This is a genomic window from Anaeromyxobacter sp. Fw109-5 (assembly GCF_000017505.1).
Lineage (GTDB): Bacteria > Myxococcota > Myxococcia > Myxococcales > Anaeromyxobacteraceae > Anaeromyxobacter.
In genome coordinates, this window is record NC_009675.1 from 3,098,599 (window position 1) to 3,115,507 (window position 16,909).

16 protein-coding genes are annotated in these 16,909 nt (G+C 74.1%); 3 read left to right on the forward strand and 13 right to left on the reverse strand.

The window, feature by feature from the left end:
- The first annotated feature begins 7 nt into the window (after positions 1–7).
- The 3 genes from ANAE109_RS13725 (at position 8) to ANAE109_RS13735 (ending at position 2,141) form a co-directional block, all read left to right on the forward strand.
- Positions 8–1,129, forward strand: a complete 1,122-nt coding sequence (locus ANAE109_RS13725; RefSeq protein WP_012097475.1) for an SDR family oxidoreductase — start codon at positions 8–10, stop codon at positions 1,127–1,129.
- Positions 1,130–1,251: 122 nt separating this feature from the next.
- Complete coding sequence (locus tag ANAE109_RS13730; RefSeq protein WP_012097476.1) at positions 1,252–1,659, forward strand: MaoC family dehydratase; 408 nt, start codon at positions 1,252–1,254, stop codon at positions 1,657–1,659.
- 2 nt (positions 1,660–1,661) lie between these two features.
- Positions 1,662–2,141 carry a MaoC family dehydratase N-terminal domain-containing protein gene (locus ANAE109_RS13735; RefSeq protein WP_012097477.1) on the forward strand — a complete coding sequence of 160 codons (480 nt, stop codon included), beginning with the start codon at positions 1,662–1,664 and terminating at the stop codon, positions 2,139–2,141.
- Positions 2,142–2,200: 59 nt separating this feature from the next.
- On the opposite strand, the gene ANAE109_RS13740 is transcribed toward ANAE109_RS13735, so the two are convergent.
- The 13 genes from ANAE109_RS13740 to trmFO all read right to left on the reverse strand — a co-directional run bounded on the left by ANAE109_RS13740 (position 2,201) and on the right by trmFO (position 16,788).
- Positions 2,201–2,407 (reverse strand): DUF1059 domain-containing protein, encoded by a 207-nt coding sequence (locus ANAE109_RS13740; protein WP_012097478.1) that lies wholly within the window; start codon positions 2,405–2,407, stop codon positions 2,201–2,203.
- Positions 2,408–2,688: 281 nt separating this feature from the next.
- On the reverse strand, positions 2,689–4,044 hold the full coding sequence (gene argG, locus ANAE109_RS13745; protein ID WP_012097479.1) for an argininosuccinate synthase: 1,356 nt from the start codon (positions 4,042–4,044) through the stop codon (positions 2,689–2,691).
- A 74-nt stretch (positions 4,045–4,118) separates the two neighbouring features.
- On the reverse strand, positions 4,119–4,754 hold the full coding sequence (locus tag ANAE109_RS13750; protein ID WP_012097481.1) for a DUF2845 domain-containing protein: 636 nt from the start codon (positions 4,752–4,754) through the stop codon (positions 4,119–4,121).
- 79 nt (positions 4,755–4,833) lie between these two features.
- Positions 4,834–5,634: a tetratricopeptide repeat protein gene (locus ANAE109_RS13755; protein WP_012097483.1), complete on the reverse strand. Its 801-nt coding sequence runs from the start codon at positions 5,632–5,634 to the stop codon at positions 4,834–4,836.
- Positions 5,631–7,502: a molecular chaperone DnaK gene (gene dnaK / locus ANAE109_RS13760; protein ID WP_012097484.1), complete on the reverse strand. Its 1,872-nt coding sequence runs from the start codon at positions 7,500–7,502 to the stop codon at positions 5,631–5,633. Before dnaK ends, ANAE109_RS13755 begins: the two co-directional genes overlap by 4 nt.
- Positions 7,499–8,464 (reverse strand): J domain-containing protein, encoded by a 966-nt coding sequence (locus ANAE109_RS13765; RefSeq protein ID WP_012097486.1) that lies wholly within the window; start codon positions 8,462–8,464, stop codon positions 7,499–7,501. The genes dnaK and ANAE109_RS13765 overlap by 4 nt, the downstream gene beginning before the upstream one ends.
- Before the next feature lie 118 nt (positions 8,465–8,582).
- A complete protein-coding gene (gene argF, locus ANAE109_RS13770; RefSeq protein WP_012097487.1) occupies positions 8,583–9,512 on the reverse strand; it encodes an ornithine carbamoyltransferase in 930 nt (309 codons plus the stop codon).
- Between the two features lie 17 nt (positions 9,513–9,529).
- Positions 9,530–10,738 carry an acetylornithine transaminase gene (locus ANAE109_RS13775; RefSeq protein WP_012097488.1) on the reverse strand — a complete coding sequence of 403 codons (1,209 nt, stop codon included), beginning with the start codon at positions 10,736–10,738 and terminating at the stop codon, positions 9,530–9,532.
- Between the two features lie 76 nt (positions 10,739–10,814).
- Positions 10,815–12,212, reverse strand: a complete 1,398-nt coding sequence (hslU, locus tag ANAE109_RS13780; protein WP_012097489.1) for an ATP-dependent protease ATPase subunit HslU — start codon at positions 12,210–12,212, stop codon at positions 10,815–10,817.
- A 2-nt stretch (positions 12,213–12,214) separates the two neighbouring features.
- Positions 12,215–12,760 (reverse strand): ATP-dependent protease subunit HslV, encoded by a 546-nt coding sequence (hslV, locus tag ANAE109_RS13785; RefSeq protein WP_012097490.1) that lies wholly within the window; start codon positions 12,758–12,760, stop codon positions 12,215–12,217.
- Positions 12,761–12,829: 69 nt separating this feature from the next.
- Positions 12,830–13,765 carry a tyrosine recombinase XerC gene (gene xerC, locus ANAE109_RS13790; RefSeq protein WP_012097491.1) on the reverse strand — a complete coding sequence of 312 codons (936 nt, stop codon included), beginning with the start codon at positions 13,763–13,765 and terminating at the stop codon, positions 12,830–12,832.
- Positions 13,766–13,897: 132 nt separating this feature from the next.
- Entirely contained in the window at positions 13,898–15,481 is a 1,584-nt protein-coding gene (locus ANAE109_RS13795) for a hypothetical protein (protein WP_012097492.1), read from the reverse strand.
- Positions 15,433–16,788, reverse strand: coding sequence for a methylenetetrahydrofolate--tRNA-(uracil(54)-C(5))-methyltransferase (FADH(2)-oxidizing) TrmFO (trmFO, locus tag ANAE109_RS13800; protein WP_012097493.1), 1,356 nt, complete (start codon positions 16,786–16,788; stop codon positions 15,433–15,435). The genes ANAE109_RS13795 and trmFO overlap by 49 nt, the downstream gene beginning before the upstream one ends.
- Between the last annotated feature and the right edge of the window lie 121 nt (positions 16,789–16,909).

The window sequence follows — 16,909 nt, forward strand, 5'->3', positions numbered from 1 at the left end:
CCGCGCGATGTCCTCGCCCGAGCGCGTGCAGCTCGTCACCGGCTACCCCGGCTTCATCGGCAAGCGGCTCGTCCGCCGGCTCGTGCAGGCCGAGGCCGACGGCGCCCGGCTCGTGCTGCTCGTCCAGCCGAAGCACGCCGCGGCGGCGCGCGCCGAGCTCGCGTCGCTGGGGGCGCGCCGCGCCGAGGTCGTCGAGGGCGACGTCGAGCACATGCACCTCGGGCTCTCGGGCGCCGAGTTCAAGGCGCTCGCCGCCGGCGTGACCGAGGTCTGGCACCTCGCCGCGATCTCCTGGCTCGGCGCCGACCCGCGCTACGTGAAGCGCGTGAACGTCGAGGGCACGCGCAACGTCCTGGAGCTGGCCCAGCGCGCGCCGCGCCTCCGGCGCCTGAACCACTTCTCGACCGCCCTCGTCTCGGGCGACCGGAGCGGCGTCATCCTCGAGGACGAGCTGGCCATGGGCCAGCGCTTCCACAACGCCTACGAGGAGAGCAAGCACCAGGCCGAGCTGCTCGTGCGCCGCGCCCAGGCGGAGCTGCCCGCCACCATCTACCGGCCGAGCATCGTGGTGGGGGACTCGCGCACCGGAGAGATCGACCGCTTCGAGGGGCCGTACGCGCTCGCGATCCTGCTGGTCGCGTCCCCCCTCGCCGTCCCCCTGCCGCTCCCGGCCGGCGGCGCGGCGCCGCTGAACGTCGTGCCCATCGACTTCGTCGTCGAGGCGGCGCTGTCCCTCGCGCGGAACCCGGCGGCGGCCGGCAAGACGGTGCACCTCGTGGATCCCGCTCCGCTCTCCGCGCGCCGCGTGTACGAGCTCATCGCCGCGCGCACCGGGAAGCGGCTGGCGTCCCTGTCGCTCCCCTCCCGCGCGTTCCAGGCCTTCCTCCAGCTCCCGGGCCTGGAGCGGCTCGCGCGGGCGCAGCGGCCCGCCATCGACTACCTGAGTCACCTCGCCATCTACAACTGCCGGAACCAGCTCGACCTGCTCGACGGCACCGGCATCCGCTGCCCGCCCATCACGGGGTATCTCGAGCGGCTCATCGAGTTCGTGCAGAACACCTTCGCGCGGCGGCGCGAGGAGGCCGCGGGCGGCCGGGAGGCGGACGATCCGCTCGACCCGCGCGAGTGACCGAGACCGGGCGGCGCGCGCGAAGCGCGTCCGCAAGTCACCCAGCCCCTGACGCGCGGCGTCAGGGACGCGGGCGGGGCCCGAGACTTGTGCTGCCGGCCGCTCTCCCTTACAGGGATGGAATGAAACGCCTCCAGGACTTCACCGTGGGCGATACCTTCGAGCTCGTCCGGGAGGTCGACCCGTACCGGCCGGTCTACTACGCGGGTGCCTCCGGGGACTACAACCCGATCCACATCGACCCGGCGGTGGGGCGCGCCGCCGGGTACCAGGGCGTCATCCTCCAGGGGATGTGCACCTTCTCGTGGCTGTCCGACACGTGCGTCGGGTACCTGGGGGATCCCGCCCGGCTCCTGCGCCTGCGGGCGCGCTTCACGAAGCCGGTGCAGGTGGGCGACGTCATCCGGATCGAGGGACGCTGCGTCGCCGTGGAGGGCGCCGCGGTGAAGCTGGAGCTCTCCGCGCGCAACCAGCGCGGCGAGGACGTGCTGAAGGGCGCGGTGGCCGAGGCCCGCGTCGGGGAGAGGTGAGCGTGCCCGTCGACAGGAAGCACCTCGGCCGCCGCTACGGGCCGTTCCGGTTCCAGGTGAGCGTCGAGCAGATCCGGGACTTCGTCGCCGCCACCGGCGGCGGCGTCCCCGGCCACGCGTTCCCGAGCCCGCCCGACCGCTACCATCACCCGTGGACCTGGGACGAGGAGGCCGCGAAGGCGTCGCCCCACGGCGGCATCGTCGCCCCCCCGGCGTTCGCGACCACGTTCGCCATCGAGCCCTTCGCGCGCGCCTGCTCGGACCCGGAGCTCGCCGTGAACGTGCTCCGGCTCGTCCACGGGGAACAGGAGTTCGAGTTCCACGAGCCGGTCCGTCCGGGCGACGTGCTCGAGACCGAGGGCGAGATCACCCGCCTGCAGGAGCGTGGAAACCTCGACTTCGTCGAGGTGACCACCACCACGCGCAACCAGCACGGCCGCCTGGTCGTGAAGGGCGTCTGGACGGCCATCATCAGGAACTGAGCCCGGCTCGGCGTGGCCGCGGGCGGGAGGCGCGGCCACGGCCGGTCGCGGACCGGGGATCAGCGCCGGGCCATCGACTGGCGGTGCGCCTCGCTCGACTCGTCGTGGATGAGCCCCCTCACCGTCTCGGTGAGCTCCTGGGTGACGGTCATCCCGTGCGCCTGCTGCGCGTGGCGCCCCGCCTGCTTCACGATCTCGTTCTCGTCCTCGCCCCGCGCCACGAAGTCGCAGTTCAACCCCACGTCTCGGCAGTGTAGGTCCTTCACGGGCCACCTCCTGTGGTCGGTGGCGCATACCGGCGCCGCGCCGCGGTGGCGACCGCACGACGGGTTCCCCCGCTGTCGTGCTCGCGCGGCCGCACGGGCGCACGCCGGGGAGGTCGCCGGTGGCCGCGGCAGGCGCCGCGCGCGCGAAGCGACGGAGGCCCGCCTGGACGCGGGCGCGGCAGAGGCAACCCGCCCAGCGGCCGCGTTCGGCCCGCCGCGCTCGGGGAGCCGAGCGGGCGGTGGTGCGGGAGCTCATCGCCGGGCGGAGGATGGCGGCGACGTCACTCCTCGTCTTCGCCGGCGCCGAGCAGCGCCGAGATGCTCGGCCCGCCCTTGGCGGCGCCCAGCGCCCGCACCGCGTCGAGGTGGTGCAGGAGCAGCGCGCGGTTGTCGCCGACGTTGAGGTTCTGCAGCTCGAGCGCGCCGATCCGATCCTCCGGCGTGAACGCCGGCTCCTCGACCCGCTCCATGGAGAGCTTCTCCGGCGCGTAGCTCATGTACTGCGCCTTGGTGGCGAGGAGGGTCCAGTCGTCGCCGCGCCGCAGCTCGAGGGTGACCGAGCCGGTGACCGCCGGCGCGATCCAGCGCGACAGGGCGTCGCGGAGCATCATCGCCTCGGGGTCGAACCACTTCCCCTCGTAGAGGAGCCGGCCCAGGCGGCGGCCGAGCGAGAAGTAGAGGTCGAGGGTGTTCTCGTTGTGGATCGCGGAGAGGAGCCGCTCGTAGACGAGGTGCAGCAGCGCCATCCCGGGCGCCTCGTAGATGCCGCGGCTCTTGGCGTCGATGACGCGGTTCTCGATCTGGTCGCTCATCCCGAGGCCGTGACGCCCGCCGATGCGGTTCGCCTCGAGGAACAGCTCGTACTGCGACTCGTACCGCTTGCCGTTCAGCTCGACCGGGAGGCCGTGCTCGTAGACGACCGTGATCTCCTCCGCCTTCACGGCGACCTCGGGCTTCCAGTGCGCGACCCCCATGATCGGGTTCACGATCCGCATCCCGGTGTCGAGCCGCTCCAGATCCTTCGCCTCGTGCGTGGCGCCGAGCACGTTGGCGTCGGTCGAGTAGGCCTTCTCCGTCCCCATCTTGTAGGGGAGGTTCCGGCGCTCGAGGTACTCGCTCATCTCCTTGCGGCCGCCGAACGCGGTCACGAAGGCCTGGTCGAGCCACGGCTTGTAGATCTTCAGATCCGGGTCGACCAGGATGCCGTACCGGTAGAAGCGCTGGATGTCGTTGCCCTTGTGCGTCGAGCCGTCGCCGAAGACGTGGACGCCGTCCTCGCGCATGGCGCGCACGATCGCCGTCGTGGTGACGGCCCGGCCGAGCGGCGTGGTGTTGAAGTACTTCTTGCCGCCCGAGGAGAGGTGGAAGGCGCCGCACTGGATGGCGGCGATCCCCTCGCGGACCATGGCGTCGCGGCAGTCGATGAGCCGCGCCTTCACCGCGCCGTGCTGCAGCGCGATGGGCGGGATGTCGGCCGGGTTGGCCTCGTCCGGCTGGGCGAGGTCGGCGGTGTAGGCGTGGACGGCCATGCCCTGCTCGGAGAGCCAGGCGACGGCGCAGCGCGTGTCGAGGCCGCCGCTGAAGGCGATGCCGAGCGCGGTGCCCTTGGGCGGGAGGGACTTGTAGATGCGGCTCATGGTCCGAGCGACGTAGCAGAAAACTTCGTCCCGTTCCAGCGCCGCAGGGCCGCCGCGGCCCGGCGCTCGGCCGGCTAGCGCTGGTACCCGTATCCTCCGCGCTCGACCGATACGACCTTTCCCCCCTCGAGCGTGACGATCTGGGTGAACCGGCGCGGTCCGAGGTCGTACGTCCAGACCTCGACCTCGACGGACGGCCCGGCGGTGATCGTCTCGCCGTCCGCGTGGATCGGCTCCACCTGACGGACGTCCTTGGAGGCCGGCTCGCCACACCTCGCGAGCAGATCGAGCGCGAGGGCTCCCACCCGGAAGCTCGACGAGTCGCACGAGGCGGGCGCGCGCTCCCGGGCGGACTCGAGGCGCCCGGGGGCGTAGCCGTAGCCGCCGCGCTCGATGCCGACGACCTTGCCGCCCTCCAGGGTGACGACGTACAGGAAGCGCTGCGGCCCGAAGTCGTACGTCCAGGCGCGCACCGTGGCGGCGACGCGCACCCCCGAGCCGCCTCGATCCTCCTCGCGCGCGACCGTGGCGCGCTCCTCCGTGCGGCTGTGCCGCAGGGCGGGCTCACCGCACTTGCCGCGGAGGTCGAGCTCCGAGTCGCCGAGCGAGACGATGCCGCCGTCGCATCTCAGCGAGGTCTCCGCGGCACGCGACGCGGTCGCCACCGCGATCGACGCGGCGATCAGGGCCCGGACGGTGGAAGCTCTCATGGCCGGAGCTTATCACCCGTGGCGACGAGCGGGTTCACCTTCCGGCGAAGTCGCCTCCGCGAGCGGCCGCGCCCGGGCGCTACACCGCGATGACCCCGTCCGCGAGCAGGCGCGCGAGGATGCGCGCCGTGTCGAGCCGAGGCAGCCCGGAGAGCGCGAAGAGCGCCTCGTAGTCCACGGTCCCGTCGATCTGGGCGAGCAGGAACCCCGCGCGGTGATCGAGGTTCAGCCAGAGGACCTCCTCGGGCCGGACCGCGAGGCGCGGGACGCCCGACGTCGCGCCGAGCTTCGACTCGTACATGGCGACGAGCGTCGACTCGTTCTGCGCGAGGTACGCACGCGCCTCGGGGTGGTCCGGCTCGACCTGGAGGACCTTCTCGATGAGCTCGAGCGAGCCGGTGAAGTCTCCGAGCGCCAGCAGCTCCTTGGCCGCGGCGAGCCAGGCGCCCACCTCGTCCCGCTCGCCGGCCGCCGCGGAGGCCGCGGGGATCCCCTCGGGGACGAGCGACTGCAACCCGGACTTCTCCGAGACGGCGGCGAGGTCGAGCCCGCCGCCCGCCTCCACCACGTAGGTCGCCGACGCGGCCGGGCCTTCGTCCCACGGGGAGGGCGCGAACTCGTGCGCGGGCTCGGGCCGGAGCTGCGCCGGGAAGGGCCGCGGGGTCACCGTGCGCCCGCCGGGGGGCGGCGTCACGGCGCGGTGCGTGCCCGGGAGCGGGGTCGAGGAGGGAGTGACCGCGTGGATCCGGACGATGTAGCCACGCGCCTTGGCGTTCCCGGGGTCCAGGGTGAGGACCTCCTGGAAGGCCGCGAGCGCGTCCTTCACGCGCCCGGCGAGGTACGCCTTCACGCCGCGATCGATGAGCTCCGCCACCGTCATCGCTCGGCGCCCCCCGCAGGCCCGCCGCCCGTGGCGAGCCCCTGGTACAGCGCCAGGGTGCGCTCGAGGGGCTCGACCTCCGCGGCGAGCGCGTCGCCGTCCCGCCCTTCCATCGCCGCCCTGGCGCGGGCGAGGACCGCCTCCGCCTTGCGCAGGGCGTCGCCCCCGAAGCGGGTCCGCTCGAGCGCGCCCCGCGCCGCGGGCCCGAGCGCCTCGATCTCCCGCACCATCCGGGAGACCCACTGGCGCCGCTCCTCGATCTCGCGGGTGGAGTGCTTGCGCTGGAGCTGCTCGTCGAGCTGCTCGTCCAGGATCCGCCGCAGCTCCTCCTCCGTGAGGCCCGAGGTCGCGGTCACGGTGATCGACTGCCGCTGGCCCGTCGCGACGTCCTTCGCCGAGACGCCGACGATCCCGTCCGCGCTGATGTCGAAGGTCACCTCGATCGACACCTCGCCCCGCCGCGCGGGCCGGATGCCGTCGAGGACGAACTCGCCGAGCAGCTCGTTGTCGATGGCGCGCTCGCTGCCGCCCTGGAGCACGGCGATGCGGACCGAGGTCTGATCGTCCGTCACCGTGGTGAAGAGGTGCGTCTGCGAGGTGGGGACGGTGGTGTTCCGGGGGATGACGGTCTGGAAGTAGCCGCCCACGACCAGCAGCCCGAGGTTCTGGGGCGTGACGTCGAGGAGGAGGACCTCGTCGCCCTTCGCGGCCGCGGTGAGCGCCTGCGCCTGGATGGCCGCGCCGAGCGCCACCACCTCGTCCGGGTGGACGCCCTTGCACGGCTCGCGGCCGAAGAACTCCCGCACGGCGCGCTGCACGCGCGGCATGCGCGTCATGCCGCCCACGAGGATCACCTCGCCCACCTGCGCCGGCCGGACCCCGGCGTCCCTGAGCGTCCGCTCCGTCACCGCGATGCAGCGATCCACGAGATCCTTGGTGAGCTCCTCGAGCCCCTCGCGCGAGAGCTGCCGATCGAGGTGGAGGGCGCCCTTCCCCTCCCCTCCGCCGATCAGGAACGGCAGGTGGATGGGGGCGCTCGTCGCGGACGACAGCTCGCACTTGGCGCGCTCCGCCGCGTCGCGCACGCGCTGGAGCGCCATCTTGTCCTGGCGGAGGTCGACCCCGCCGTGCTCCTTCGCGAAGCCGAACGTGAGCCAGTCCATGACACGGCGATCGAAGTCCTCGCCGCCGAGGTAGGTGTCGCCGCCCACCGCGACGACGTCGTAGACGCTCCGGCCGACGTCGAGCACCGACACGTCGAAGGTGCCGCCGCCGAGGTCGAACACGACCACCTTGCTCCGCACCTGACGCCCGAACCCGTACGCGAGCGCCGCGGCCGTCGGCTCGTTCACGATGCGCAGCACCTCGAGCCCCGCGATCCGCCCGGCGTCCTTCGTCGCCTGCCGCTGCCCGTCGTTGAAGTAGGCGGGGACCGTGACGACCGCGCGCCGCACCGGCTTGCCCAGGAACGCCTCGGCGTCCGCCTTGAGCTCGGCGAGCACGAGGGCGGAGAGCTCCGGCATGGAGACGGCGCGCCCGCCCAGCTGAACCCGGACGTCGTTCCCCTCCGGGCCCGCCACGAGCTCGTACGGCAGCGCCTTGCGGGCGTCCTCGACCTCGCTCGATCCCCAGCGCCGGCCGATGAGCCGCTTGGCGGCGAAGACGGTGCCCTCCGGGTTCGTGATCGCCTGCCGCTTCGCGAGCGCGCCCACGAGCCGGCGGCCGTTCTTGGCGACGGCGACCACCGAGGGCGTGAGCGGCTGGCCGGTGCGGCCGGGGATGACGCGCGGCACGCCGTCCTGGACGGTCGCCACGACGGAGTTCGTCGTGCCGAGGTCGATCCCGACGACGGGCCCGTGGTCGCTCATGCGAGGAACCTCCAGCGCAGCTTCCTGAGCCGCTCCTTCGCGGAGGCGAGCCCGGGTTCCAGCTCCACCGCCCGCTCCAGCGCGCGGCGGGCCTCCTTCCGATCGCCCTGCGCCTCGAGGACGTGCGCGAGCGCCTCGTGAGCGACGCCGGCGCGCGGCCCGGCGCGCACCGCCGCGTCCGCGAGCGACCGCGCCCCCGCGACGTCGCCCGCGGCGAGCGCGGCGCGCGAGCCGGCCACGGCGGCGCGGACGTTGCCCGGCTCCGCCTCCAGCGCCTCGCGGTACGCCTCCAGGGCGGCGCCCGGGCGCCCGGAGCGCTCGGCCTCGGCGCCCTCCTCGACGAGCCGCGCGGCCCGCTGCGCGCCGGCCCGGCGACGCACCTCCGGGGCGAGCCGCAGGGCCTCGGCGTGGCGGGGGTCCGCGCCGAGCGCGAGCTGCAGCTCGTTCCAGGCCTGCCCGAACCGCCCGTCGGCCATCGCCTGCCGCGCGCGCTCGACGTGCTCCGCGACCCGCGCGGCCCGTCCCAGGATCGGGTTCTGACGCGCGAGCCGGGCCCGGCGCTCGCCGGTGCGGCGCTCGTCCTCGAGGCGGCGCGCCTCCAGCTGGGCGCGCGCCTCGGGCGGCGCCGTCGCTCGCGCGTAGGCGGCGCGTCGCTCCTCGTCCCCGAGCACGTCCCGCGCCTCGGTGATCCGGCGAAAGACGCGCTCGAGCTTCTCCCGGTAGCTGCCGAGCCGCTGCCCCGCGTAACGATCGGGATGGAACAGCCTCACCTTCTCGAGGTAAGCCGTCCGGGCGGCGTCTGCCGTGGCATTCCAGGTCAGTCCGAGCGCCTCCCAGTGGGTCCAGGTGGAGGCGCGCGCGGCGGCCGAGCGGATCTCCTCACGCCGGGCGGCGTCGAGATCGACGTCGTCGCCCTGCCCGCTGGGAGCGGCCCTGGATGTGCTGTGCCCCTCGCTGCTCAAGCCAGATGACCCCCGCCACCCGCTGGCTCAGCCGACATTACGGCCTGATCGGGGGAGGGTCAACGCGGCGCACCACGGACGGTGTGCGTCTCACGGCGCCCACCGCTCCCGGGAGACCTCAGCGGGGCGCGAGGAGCAGCTCGAGCAGGGCCTTCTGCGCGTGAAGCCGGTTCTCGGCCTCGTCGAACACCGCCGACTGCGGCCCCTCGAGCACGGACTCCGAGATCTCCTCGCCGCGGTGGGCGGGCAGGCAGTGCAGCACGATCGCGTCGGGCCTCGCGGCGCGCATCAGCGCCTCGTCCACGATGTACCCGGCGAACTTGCGCTTGCGCTCCTCCGCCTCCTGCTCCTGCCCCATGCTCGCCCACACGTCGGTGTTCACCACGTGCGCGCCGGCCGCGGCCTCCGCGGGCGAGCGGACCACGCGGCCGCGGCCGCCGGTGCGCGCCAGCAGCTGCGGGTCGGGGTCGTAGCCCTCCGGGCAGGCGAGCCGCAGGTCGAAGCCGAGCAGCACGCACGCCTCGAGCCAGCTGTTCGCCATGTTGTTGCCGTCGCCGATCCAGGCCACCGAGAGGCCGCCCTTCGCGAGCACGTCGGCGCCGAAGCGCTCCGTCACCGTGAGCAGGTCGGCGAGGAGCTGGCACGGATGCGACGAGTCGGTGAGGGCGTTCACCACCGGCACCGAGGCGAAGCGCGCCATCTCCTCGAGCTTGGAGTGCTCGAACGTGCGCACGACGAGGCAGTCGAGGTAGCGCGACAGCACCCGGGCGGTGTCGCGGATGGGCTCGCCGCGCCCGAGCTGAGTGTCGCGCGGCGACAGCATGAGGGTGTCGGCGCCGAGCTGGTGGGCGGCCACCGTGAAGGAGACGCGCGTGCGCGTCGAGGCCTTCTCGAACACGAGACCGATGGTGGAGTGCTCGAGCGGTCGCGGGCCCCGCTTGCCGAGGAGCTTCCACTCCGCGGCGCGCTCCAGGAGCTCGAGGAGCTCGGACCTGTCGAGATCGGTGAGGCGGAGGAAGTCGCGCTTCGTGCCGGTCGGGCGGGCCATGGGAGCCTCCGGAGGGTTCAGGGCTTCGCGGGCGCCGCCGCGATCGCCGCGGCGAGCCGCTCGACGGCGAGGTCTGCCTCGGCCGCCGTGAGGGTGAGAGGGGGGGCGAGGCGGAGCACGTCCTCGCCGATGGCGTTCACGATCAGGCCGCGGGCGCGGGCGGCCTTCATCACCTCGGCGGCCGACACGCCCTTCACCACCACGGCGAGCAGCATGCCCCGGCCGCGCACCGAGGCGACCCGGCCACCGGCGGCGAGCCGCTCGAGGCCCGCGCGCAGCCGGGCGCCCACCTCGCGGGAGCGCTCGAGCACGCCGCCCTTCAGCTCGGCCAGCACCGCGAGCGCCACCGCGCAGCCGAGCGGGTTGCCGCCGTAGGTGCTGCCGTGGCTCCCCGCGGAGAGGTGCTGGCCGACCTCCTCCGAGGCGAGGAGCGCGCCGATGGGGAAGCCGCCGCCGAGCGACTTCGCGCTCGACATGAGGTCGGGGGTGACGCCGGCCCACTCGTGCGCCCACAGCTTGCCGGTCCGGCCCACGCCGGTCTGGACCTCGTCGAGGCAGAGCAGCGCGCCCTTCCTCCGCGTGAGCTCGCGCGCCGACTTCAGATACCCCTCGGGCGCCGGGATCACGCCCGATTCGCCCATGATCGGCTCCACGATGAAGGCCGCCGCCGTGTCGTCGAGCGCGGCCTCGAGCGCCGCGAGGTCGCCGTACGGCACGTGCCGTACCCCGGGGACGAGCGGCGCGAACCCCTCCCGATACTTCGGCTGACCGCCCACCGTGACGGTGAACAGCGAGCGGCCGTGGAAGGAGTCGTCGCACGCCACGATGACGTTGCGCTCGGGGTGACCGAGGTCGTGGTGGTGCTTGCGCGCGAGCTTCAGCATCGCCTCGTTCGCCTCGGCGCCGCTGTTGCAGAAGAAGGCGCGGGCGGCCCACGGCGTCACCGCGAGGAGCGCCTCGGCGAGCTCCACCTGGCGCGGGATGAAGTAGTGGTTCGAGACGTGCCACACCGTGCGGGCTTGCTCCTCGAGCGCCTTCACCAGCGCGGGGTGGCAGTGCCCCAGCACGTTCACGGCCACGCCGCCCAGGAAGTCGAGGTACTCGTTTCCGTCGGCGTCCCACACGCGGACGCCCTCGCCCCGCACGAGCGCCACCGGCTGCTGCCGGTAGTTCGGGGTGAGCACCTGCTGCGCTCGCCGGGCGATGGACTCGTTGTTGCCGGTCATCCCGGGCTTATAGCAGCGCCGGGGCCGGGGTTTCCAGCACGGGGAACCGCGCGCGGCCGCCCATCCGGCGCGGCGCCTAGAGGATGTAGCGGGCGAGATCCTCGTCCTCGGCGATGCCGGCGAGCCGCTCGCGGACGTAGGCGGCGTCGACGACGATCCGCTGGCCGCGCAGGTCCGGCGCGTCGAAGGAGATGGCGTCGAGGAGCCGCTCCATCACGGTGTGCAGCCGGCGGGCGCCGATGTTCTCCATCCGCTCGTTCACGTCCGCCGCGATGCGGGCGATCTCCTCCACCGCGTCGTCCCTGAACTGGACGTCCACGCCCTCGGTGGCGAGGAGCGCGGTGTACTGGCGGACGAGGGAGCTGCGCGGCTCCCTCAGGATCCGCACGAGGTCCTCGCGCCCGAGCGGCTCGAGCTCCACGCGGATGGGGAAGCGGCCCTGCAGCTCTGGGATGAGGTCCGACACCTTCGACACGTGGAACGCGCCGGCGGCGATGAAGAGCATGTGGTCGGTCTTCACCATGCCGTACTTGGTGTTGACGTTCGAGCCCTCGACGATGGGCAAGAGGTCGCGCTGGACGCCCCCGCGCGACACGTCCGGGCCGTGCCCGGCGTCGCGGCCGGCGATCTTGTCGATCTCGTCGATGAAGATGATGCCGGCGTTCTGCGCGCGATCGAGCGCCTCGCGGACGACGCGGTCCATGTCCACGAGCCGGGCCGCCTCCTCCTGGGTGAGCAGGTCCAGCGCCTCCTTCACCTTGAGCTTGCGCTTGCGCTTCTTCGGCCCGCCCCCGAGCATCGAGACGATGGGGTTGTTCCCGAGCTGGCCCATCATGTCCTGGAGGCCCTGCGCCATGTCCTCCATGCCGGGCGCCATGAACGGCAGCGGGGGCGGCTTCTCGACCAGCTCGACCTCGACGGCGTCGTCGTCGAGCGTCCCGGCGCGCAGCTGGGCGCGGGCCCGCTCCCGGCCGCCGCCCTGGCTCGGCGGCTCCGCCTCGCTCTCCCCGCGCACGCGCGAGACCGCGCTGCGGAAGCCGAGCCCGAGCCCGCCGCCGTACCCCAGCGCGTCGAGGACCTTCTCCTCGGCCGCCTCGCGCGCGCGCTCGCGCAGCTTCTCGACCTCCTCCTCCTTCACCAGCTTCACCGCCGCCTCGACGAGGTCGCGCACCATCGCGTCCACGTCGCGCCCGACGTAGCCCACCTCGGTGAACTTGGACGCCTCGACCTTCACGAAGGGCGCGCCCGCGAGGCGGGCGAGCCGCCGCGCGATCTCGGTCTTGCCGACCCCCGTGGGCCCGATCATCACGATGTTCTTCGGGAGGATCTCGTCCTTCAGCTCCGGGCCGACCTTCTGGCGGCGCCACCGGTTGCGCAGCGCGATGGCGACGGCGCGCTTCGCCTTCCCCTGGCCGACCACGTGGCGGTCCAGCTCGGCGACGATCTCCTTCGGCGACAGATCCTGGGGCTTCACGGCTAGAGCTCCTCGAAGGTGAGGTTCGCGTTCGTGTAGATGCAGATCTCCGCCGCCAGCTTCATGGCCTCCTCCGCGACCTGCCGGGCGGGCAGCGCCGAATGGCCGAGCAGCGCCCGGGCCGCCGCGACCGCGTAGGGCGCGCCGGAGCCGATGGCGACCACCCCGCCGCCCGGCACGGGGTCGGGCTCGATGACGTCGCCCGCGCCGGAGAGGACGAGGATGTGCTCCCGGTCGGCGACGACGAGCATCGCCTCGAGCCGCCGCAGCATGCGGTCGGTGCGCCACTGCTTGGCGAGCTCCACCGCCGCCCTCGGCAGCGAGCGCGCGTGCTCCTTCAGCTTCTTCTCGAACAGCTCGAAGAGCTGGAAGGCGTCGGCGGTCGCGCCGGCGAACCCGGCGAGGACCGCGCCCTCGGCGAGCCGGCGGACCTTCCGCGCAGTGGACTTCATGACGGTCTTGTCGAGGGTGACCTGGCCGTCGCTGGCCATGACGACCTTGCCGTCGCGGCGGACGCAGAGGACGGTGGTCCCGTGGAAGGGGCGCATCGCCCGTAGGTAGCGCCGGAGCGGGCCCAGGGCAATGGCGGAGATCCCCCGGCGCAGGCGCCGGCGCGATCAGCCCCGTTCGCGTTCGCGCTTCGCGCGCGGATGGGCGGCGTCGTAGACCGCCGCCAGCCGCTTCCAGTCCACGTGCGTGTACCGCTGGGTGGTGGAGAGCGAGGCGTGGCCGAGCAGCTCCTGGATCCCGCGCAGATCGGCGCCGTTTCCGAGGAGGTGGGTCGCGAAGCAGTGTCGCAGCACGTGCGGGTGCACGTGACGCGGCAGGCCGGTCGCGAGCACCCAGCGGTCCAGGCGACGAGCGACCGAACGGGGGCTGAGCCGCCCACCGCGGTAGTTGAGGAACAGCGCCTCCTCCGCGGTGGCGTGGTCCCGGCCCGCGGCCAGGATCGGCCGCGCCTCGTCGAGGTAGCGCCGCACCGCCTCGCCCGCGCTGGCGCCGAACGGGACGATCCGCTCCTTGTTGCGCTTGCCGAGGACGCGCACGAGCCGTCCGGAGAGATCGATCGAGGCGAGGTCGAGGCCGGTCAGCTCGGAGACGCGGAGCCCGCTCGCGTAGAGGAGCTCCAGGAAGGCCCGGTCGCGCTGCTCGAGCGGCGCGGCCAGCTCCGGCGCCTCGACCAGCGCCGCCACCTCCTCCTCGGGGAGCACCTGGGGCAGCCGCATCGGGCGCTTCGGGCCGGAGACGGATCGCGCCGGGTTCCCGGCCGCGAGCCCCTCCCGCACGAGGAACCGGTACAGCGTCCGGATCGCCGAGAGCTTCCGCCCGAGGCTCGTGGCCCCCGCCTCGCCCGCCGCCCGGGCGAGGAAGGCCCGCACGAGGGCGGGGGAGGACGGCACGACGCCCTGCCCCGCGCCGGCCAGGTACGCCGCGTACTGGGAGAGGTCCGTGAGGTAGGCCTTGACGGTGTGCGGGGAGGCGCGCCGCTCGGTGCGGAGATAGACCGCGAAGCGCTGGACCTCGGGCGGGAGGGTGGCCTCGTCGACGGGCACGGCCGATCGGTAGCACCGGGACCGGGGCCGCGCGAGTTCTGGGGCGTCCGTCGACGTCGCGCCGTCATTCGACAGGCTCGGCAGGGCGCTGCGCTCGGGACGCGCGGCCTGGGTGGCCCGTCCCGGTGGAGATCACCTCGGCAGCTCGGCCACGTACACCCCCGCCCGCTTGGGATGGACGACCGCGTAGGCGACCCGGCGCGAGTCGGGGCCGAGGAAGCGGGCGCTGCCGGGGAGCACGGCGGTGTCGATCGAGACGAGCTTGCCCCGCTCCCACACCGCCACGTCGAGCGCGACCATGTCGGCGCGCTGCCAGGTGACGAGGAGGCGTTCGGGATCGCGCGGGTCGAACTCGAAGCTCTTCACCCCCTGCGCGATGGGCTCCGGCTTCGTGCCTCCGCCGAGCCCGGCGGCCGGGACGCGCTCGAGATCGCACGCCTCGCCGTTCCGCGTGCAGCGGGTCCGGTAATACAGCCAGCGCGCGTCGGGGGAGAAGGCGAACCCGAACACCCCCTGCGCGACCACCTCGGCCGGCGTGCCCTTCGGCGCGCCGAGGTGGGCGAGCGCGAGGTCCACCGAGTACCCGCCGCGGGTGCTGTGCTGCATCATCGCGACGTGCGCGCCGTCCGCGGAGAGCTCGAACTCCGAGACGTTCGCGGCGAAGGTCCGGGGCGCGAGCCCGGGGCCGCCCGCGCCGAGCTCCCCGGCCCGCACGCGCGGGTCGTACCGCTCGAGCCAGGCGAGGCGCGGCGCGCGCGCCGCCCAGCGGAACTCGCCCACCTCGCGGCCGCACAGCGCGCCGGGCTTGCCGAGCGGCGCGACGTGGAGATCGCCCTGCCGCCCGGGCTCGGCGCCCGCCACGTACGCCAGGGCGGCGCCGTCCCGGGAGAAGGCGAACGCGTGCACCTGGCGCGCGACGCGCGAGGGCGCGCCGCCGGTCGAGAGCATGAGGTCGTACCCGTTCCCTGCCTGCGCCGTGAAGGCATACGCCGCGCCGCCGGGGGCGAACGCGTACTCGCCGGTCCCCTCCGCCACCCGCGCGGGCGGCTCGCTCCGGGCGCGCACCGCGAGCAGCGTGCCGCCCGACCTCACCGCGCGCCGCACCAGCGCCGCCGGCGCGCCGCCGCGCGGCGCCGCGTCGCCCGCGACGAGCTCGAACGAGGACAGCCCTTCGGCCCCCGGCAGCCAGGCGGGGCTCTCGCCCGGGTTCACCCACAGCAGCCGGCCCGCGGCGATGGCCGCCACGCGCTCGCCCCCGGGCACGAAGCCGGTGAAGGTCACGCCGTCGGCGATCCGGGCCGGCTCGGCGCCGCCGCGCGCGACGTAGAGCGTCCCGGCGCCCGCGAGGTAGTCGTAGTCTCCGAGCGCCGCGAGCACGTCGCCCGCGGGCGCCCACCCGAAGCCGTGGGGCAACGTGGTGACGGCCCTCGCGATCCGGCGGACGTCGCCGCCCGCCGCGGGGACGACGCCCAGCTCGCAGCTCGCGGTCTGCGGCGGGAGGTACTGGCCCTTCACGTCGGCGCAGTCGCGGAGGAACGCGAGCCACGCCCCGTCCGCGGAGGCCCTGAGCGCACGCACCGGGCCCTCGACCACGGGCCGCCCGAGCCCGCGCCGCTCGCCCTCGCGCTGTCCGGTGCAGGCGGCGAGCGCGAGCGCCGCGGCGAGGGTCAGGGTGCGGCGGCTCCGCGGGCGGTGTGCGTCCAGGGGTCGATCCACGGCGCGATCTCCTTTCGCGCCCGCTCGGCGTGGGCGTCCTTGCGCGCGGCCTTGCCGCGATGACGCCCGGTGAGCGGGGGGAACAGCGCGAACACGACGTTCGTCGGCTGGTAATCGTACCCCGGCGGATGGGCCTCGCCGGTGAGATGTCGATGGAGGGCCCCCAGTGCGGTCGCCGCCGGGGGCGGCAGGAAGGGGCGCCCCGCGAGCCGATCCAGCATGGCGCGCGCCGCGAGGTGGCCGCACGCGGCGGACTCGACGTAGCCCTCCACCCCGGTGATCTGACCCGCGAAGAACAGGTGCGGCCGCTCGCGCGCGGAGAGGTCGGGCGCGAGCACGCGCGGGGCCTCGAGGAACGTGTTCCGGTGGATCTGCCCGAGCCGCACGAACTCCGCGCCGGCGAGCCCCGGCACGTACTCGCGGAGGATGCGGCGCTGCTCGGTCCAGGTGAGGCGCGTCTGGAAGCCCACGAGGTTGTACGCCGTGCCGGCGACGTCCTCCCGGCGGAGCTGCACCACGGCGAACGGCCGCCGCCCGGTGCGCGGGTCCTCGAGCCCGACCGGCTTCATCGGGCCGTAGGCCAGCACGTCCGCCCCGCGCTCCGCCATCACCTCGATCGGGAGGCAGCCCTCGAAGTAGCGCGGCTCCTCGAAGTCGTGGGCGGCCACCTTCTCGCCGGCGAGGAGGGCCCCGACGAAGGCCCGGTACTGTCCCTCGTCGAACGGGAGGTTCAGGTAGTCGTCGCCCGAGCCCTTCCCGTAGCGCGAGCGCGCGTAGGCGATGGACATGTCGATCGAGTCCGCCGCCACGATCGGCGCGATCGCGTCGTAGAAGTGGAGGCGCCCGCCGGCGAGCGCGGCGACGTCCGCCGCCAGCGCGTCCCCCGTGAGCGGCCCGGTCGCCACGAGCGTGAGCCCGGGCCCCTCGGGCAGGCGCAGCAGCTCCTCCTGCCGCACGCGCACGAGCGGGTGGCCGCGCAGGCGCCCGGTGACGAGCGCGCTGAACCGCTCGCGATCGACCGCGAGGGCATCCCCCGCCGGGACGCGCGTCGCGTCCGCGGCGGACAGCACGAGGCTGCCGAGCCGCCGGAGCTCCTCGTGCAGCAGCCCGACCGCGTTGTGCGGGTTGTCGGAGCGGAGCGAGTTCGAGCACACGAGCTCCGCGAGGCCGTCGAGCACGTGCGCCGGCGAGCGGCGTCCGGGCTTCATCTCGACCAGCTCGACCTCGACGCCGCCCTGGGCGAGCCGCCAGGCGGCCTCGCTCCCGGCGAGCCCCCCTCCGACCACCGTCACGCGCTCGCGTCCCATGTTCACCCGTCGTCCCGCCGCATGGCTGCCCGCCCGCCAGCCCGACGCCTACCGATCTCTCGATTCCCCGACGACCTGGCGGCTTCGTCGGACGGTGCGCAGGTTTCGACCCGGGCGCGCC

Coding starts and splice junctions, on each gene's coding strand:
- ANAE109_RS13725 (WP_012097475.1), top strand. CDS start 8: ATGTCCTCGCCCGAGCGCGTGCAGCTCGTCACCGGCTACCCCGGCTTC.
- ANAE109_RS13730 (WP_012097476.1), top strand. CDS start 1,252: ATGAAACGCCTCCAGGACTTCACCGTGGGCGATACCTTCGAGCTCGTC.
- argG (WP_012097479.1), bottom strand. CDS start 4,044: ATGAGCCGCATCTACAAGTCCCTCCCGCCCAAGGGCACCGCGCTCGGC.
- ANAE109_RS13750 (WP_012097481.1), bottom strand. CDS start 4,754: ATGAGAGCTTCCACCGTCCGGGCCCTGATCGCCGCGTCGATCGCGGTG.
- ANAE109_RS13755 (WP_012097483.1), bottom strand. CDS start 5,634: ATGACGGTGGCGGAGCTCATCGATCGCGGCGTGAAGGCGTACCTCGCC.
- dnaK (WP_012097484.1), bottom strand. CDS start 7,502: ATGAGCGACCACGGGCCCGTCGTCGGGATCGACCTCGGCACGACGAAC.
- argF (WP_012097487.1), bottom strand. CDS start 9,512: ATGGCCCGCCCGACCGGCACGAAGCGCGACTTCCTCCGCCTCACCGAT.
- ANAE109_RS13775 (WP_012097488.1), bottom strand. CDS start 10,738: ATGACCGGCAACAACGAGTCCATCGCCCGGCGAGCGCAGCAGGTGCTC.
- hslV (WP_012097490.1), bottom strand. CDS start 12,760: ATGCGCCCCTTCCACGGGACCACCGTCCTCTGCGTCCGCCGCGACGGC.
- trmFO (WP_012097493.1), bottom strand. CDS start 16,788: ATGGGACGCGAGCGCGTGACGGTGGTCGGAGGGGGGCTCGCCGGGAGC.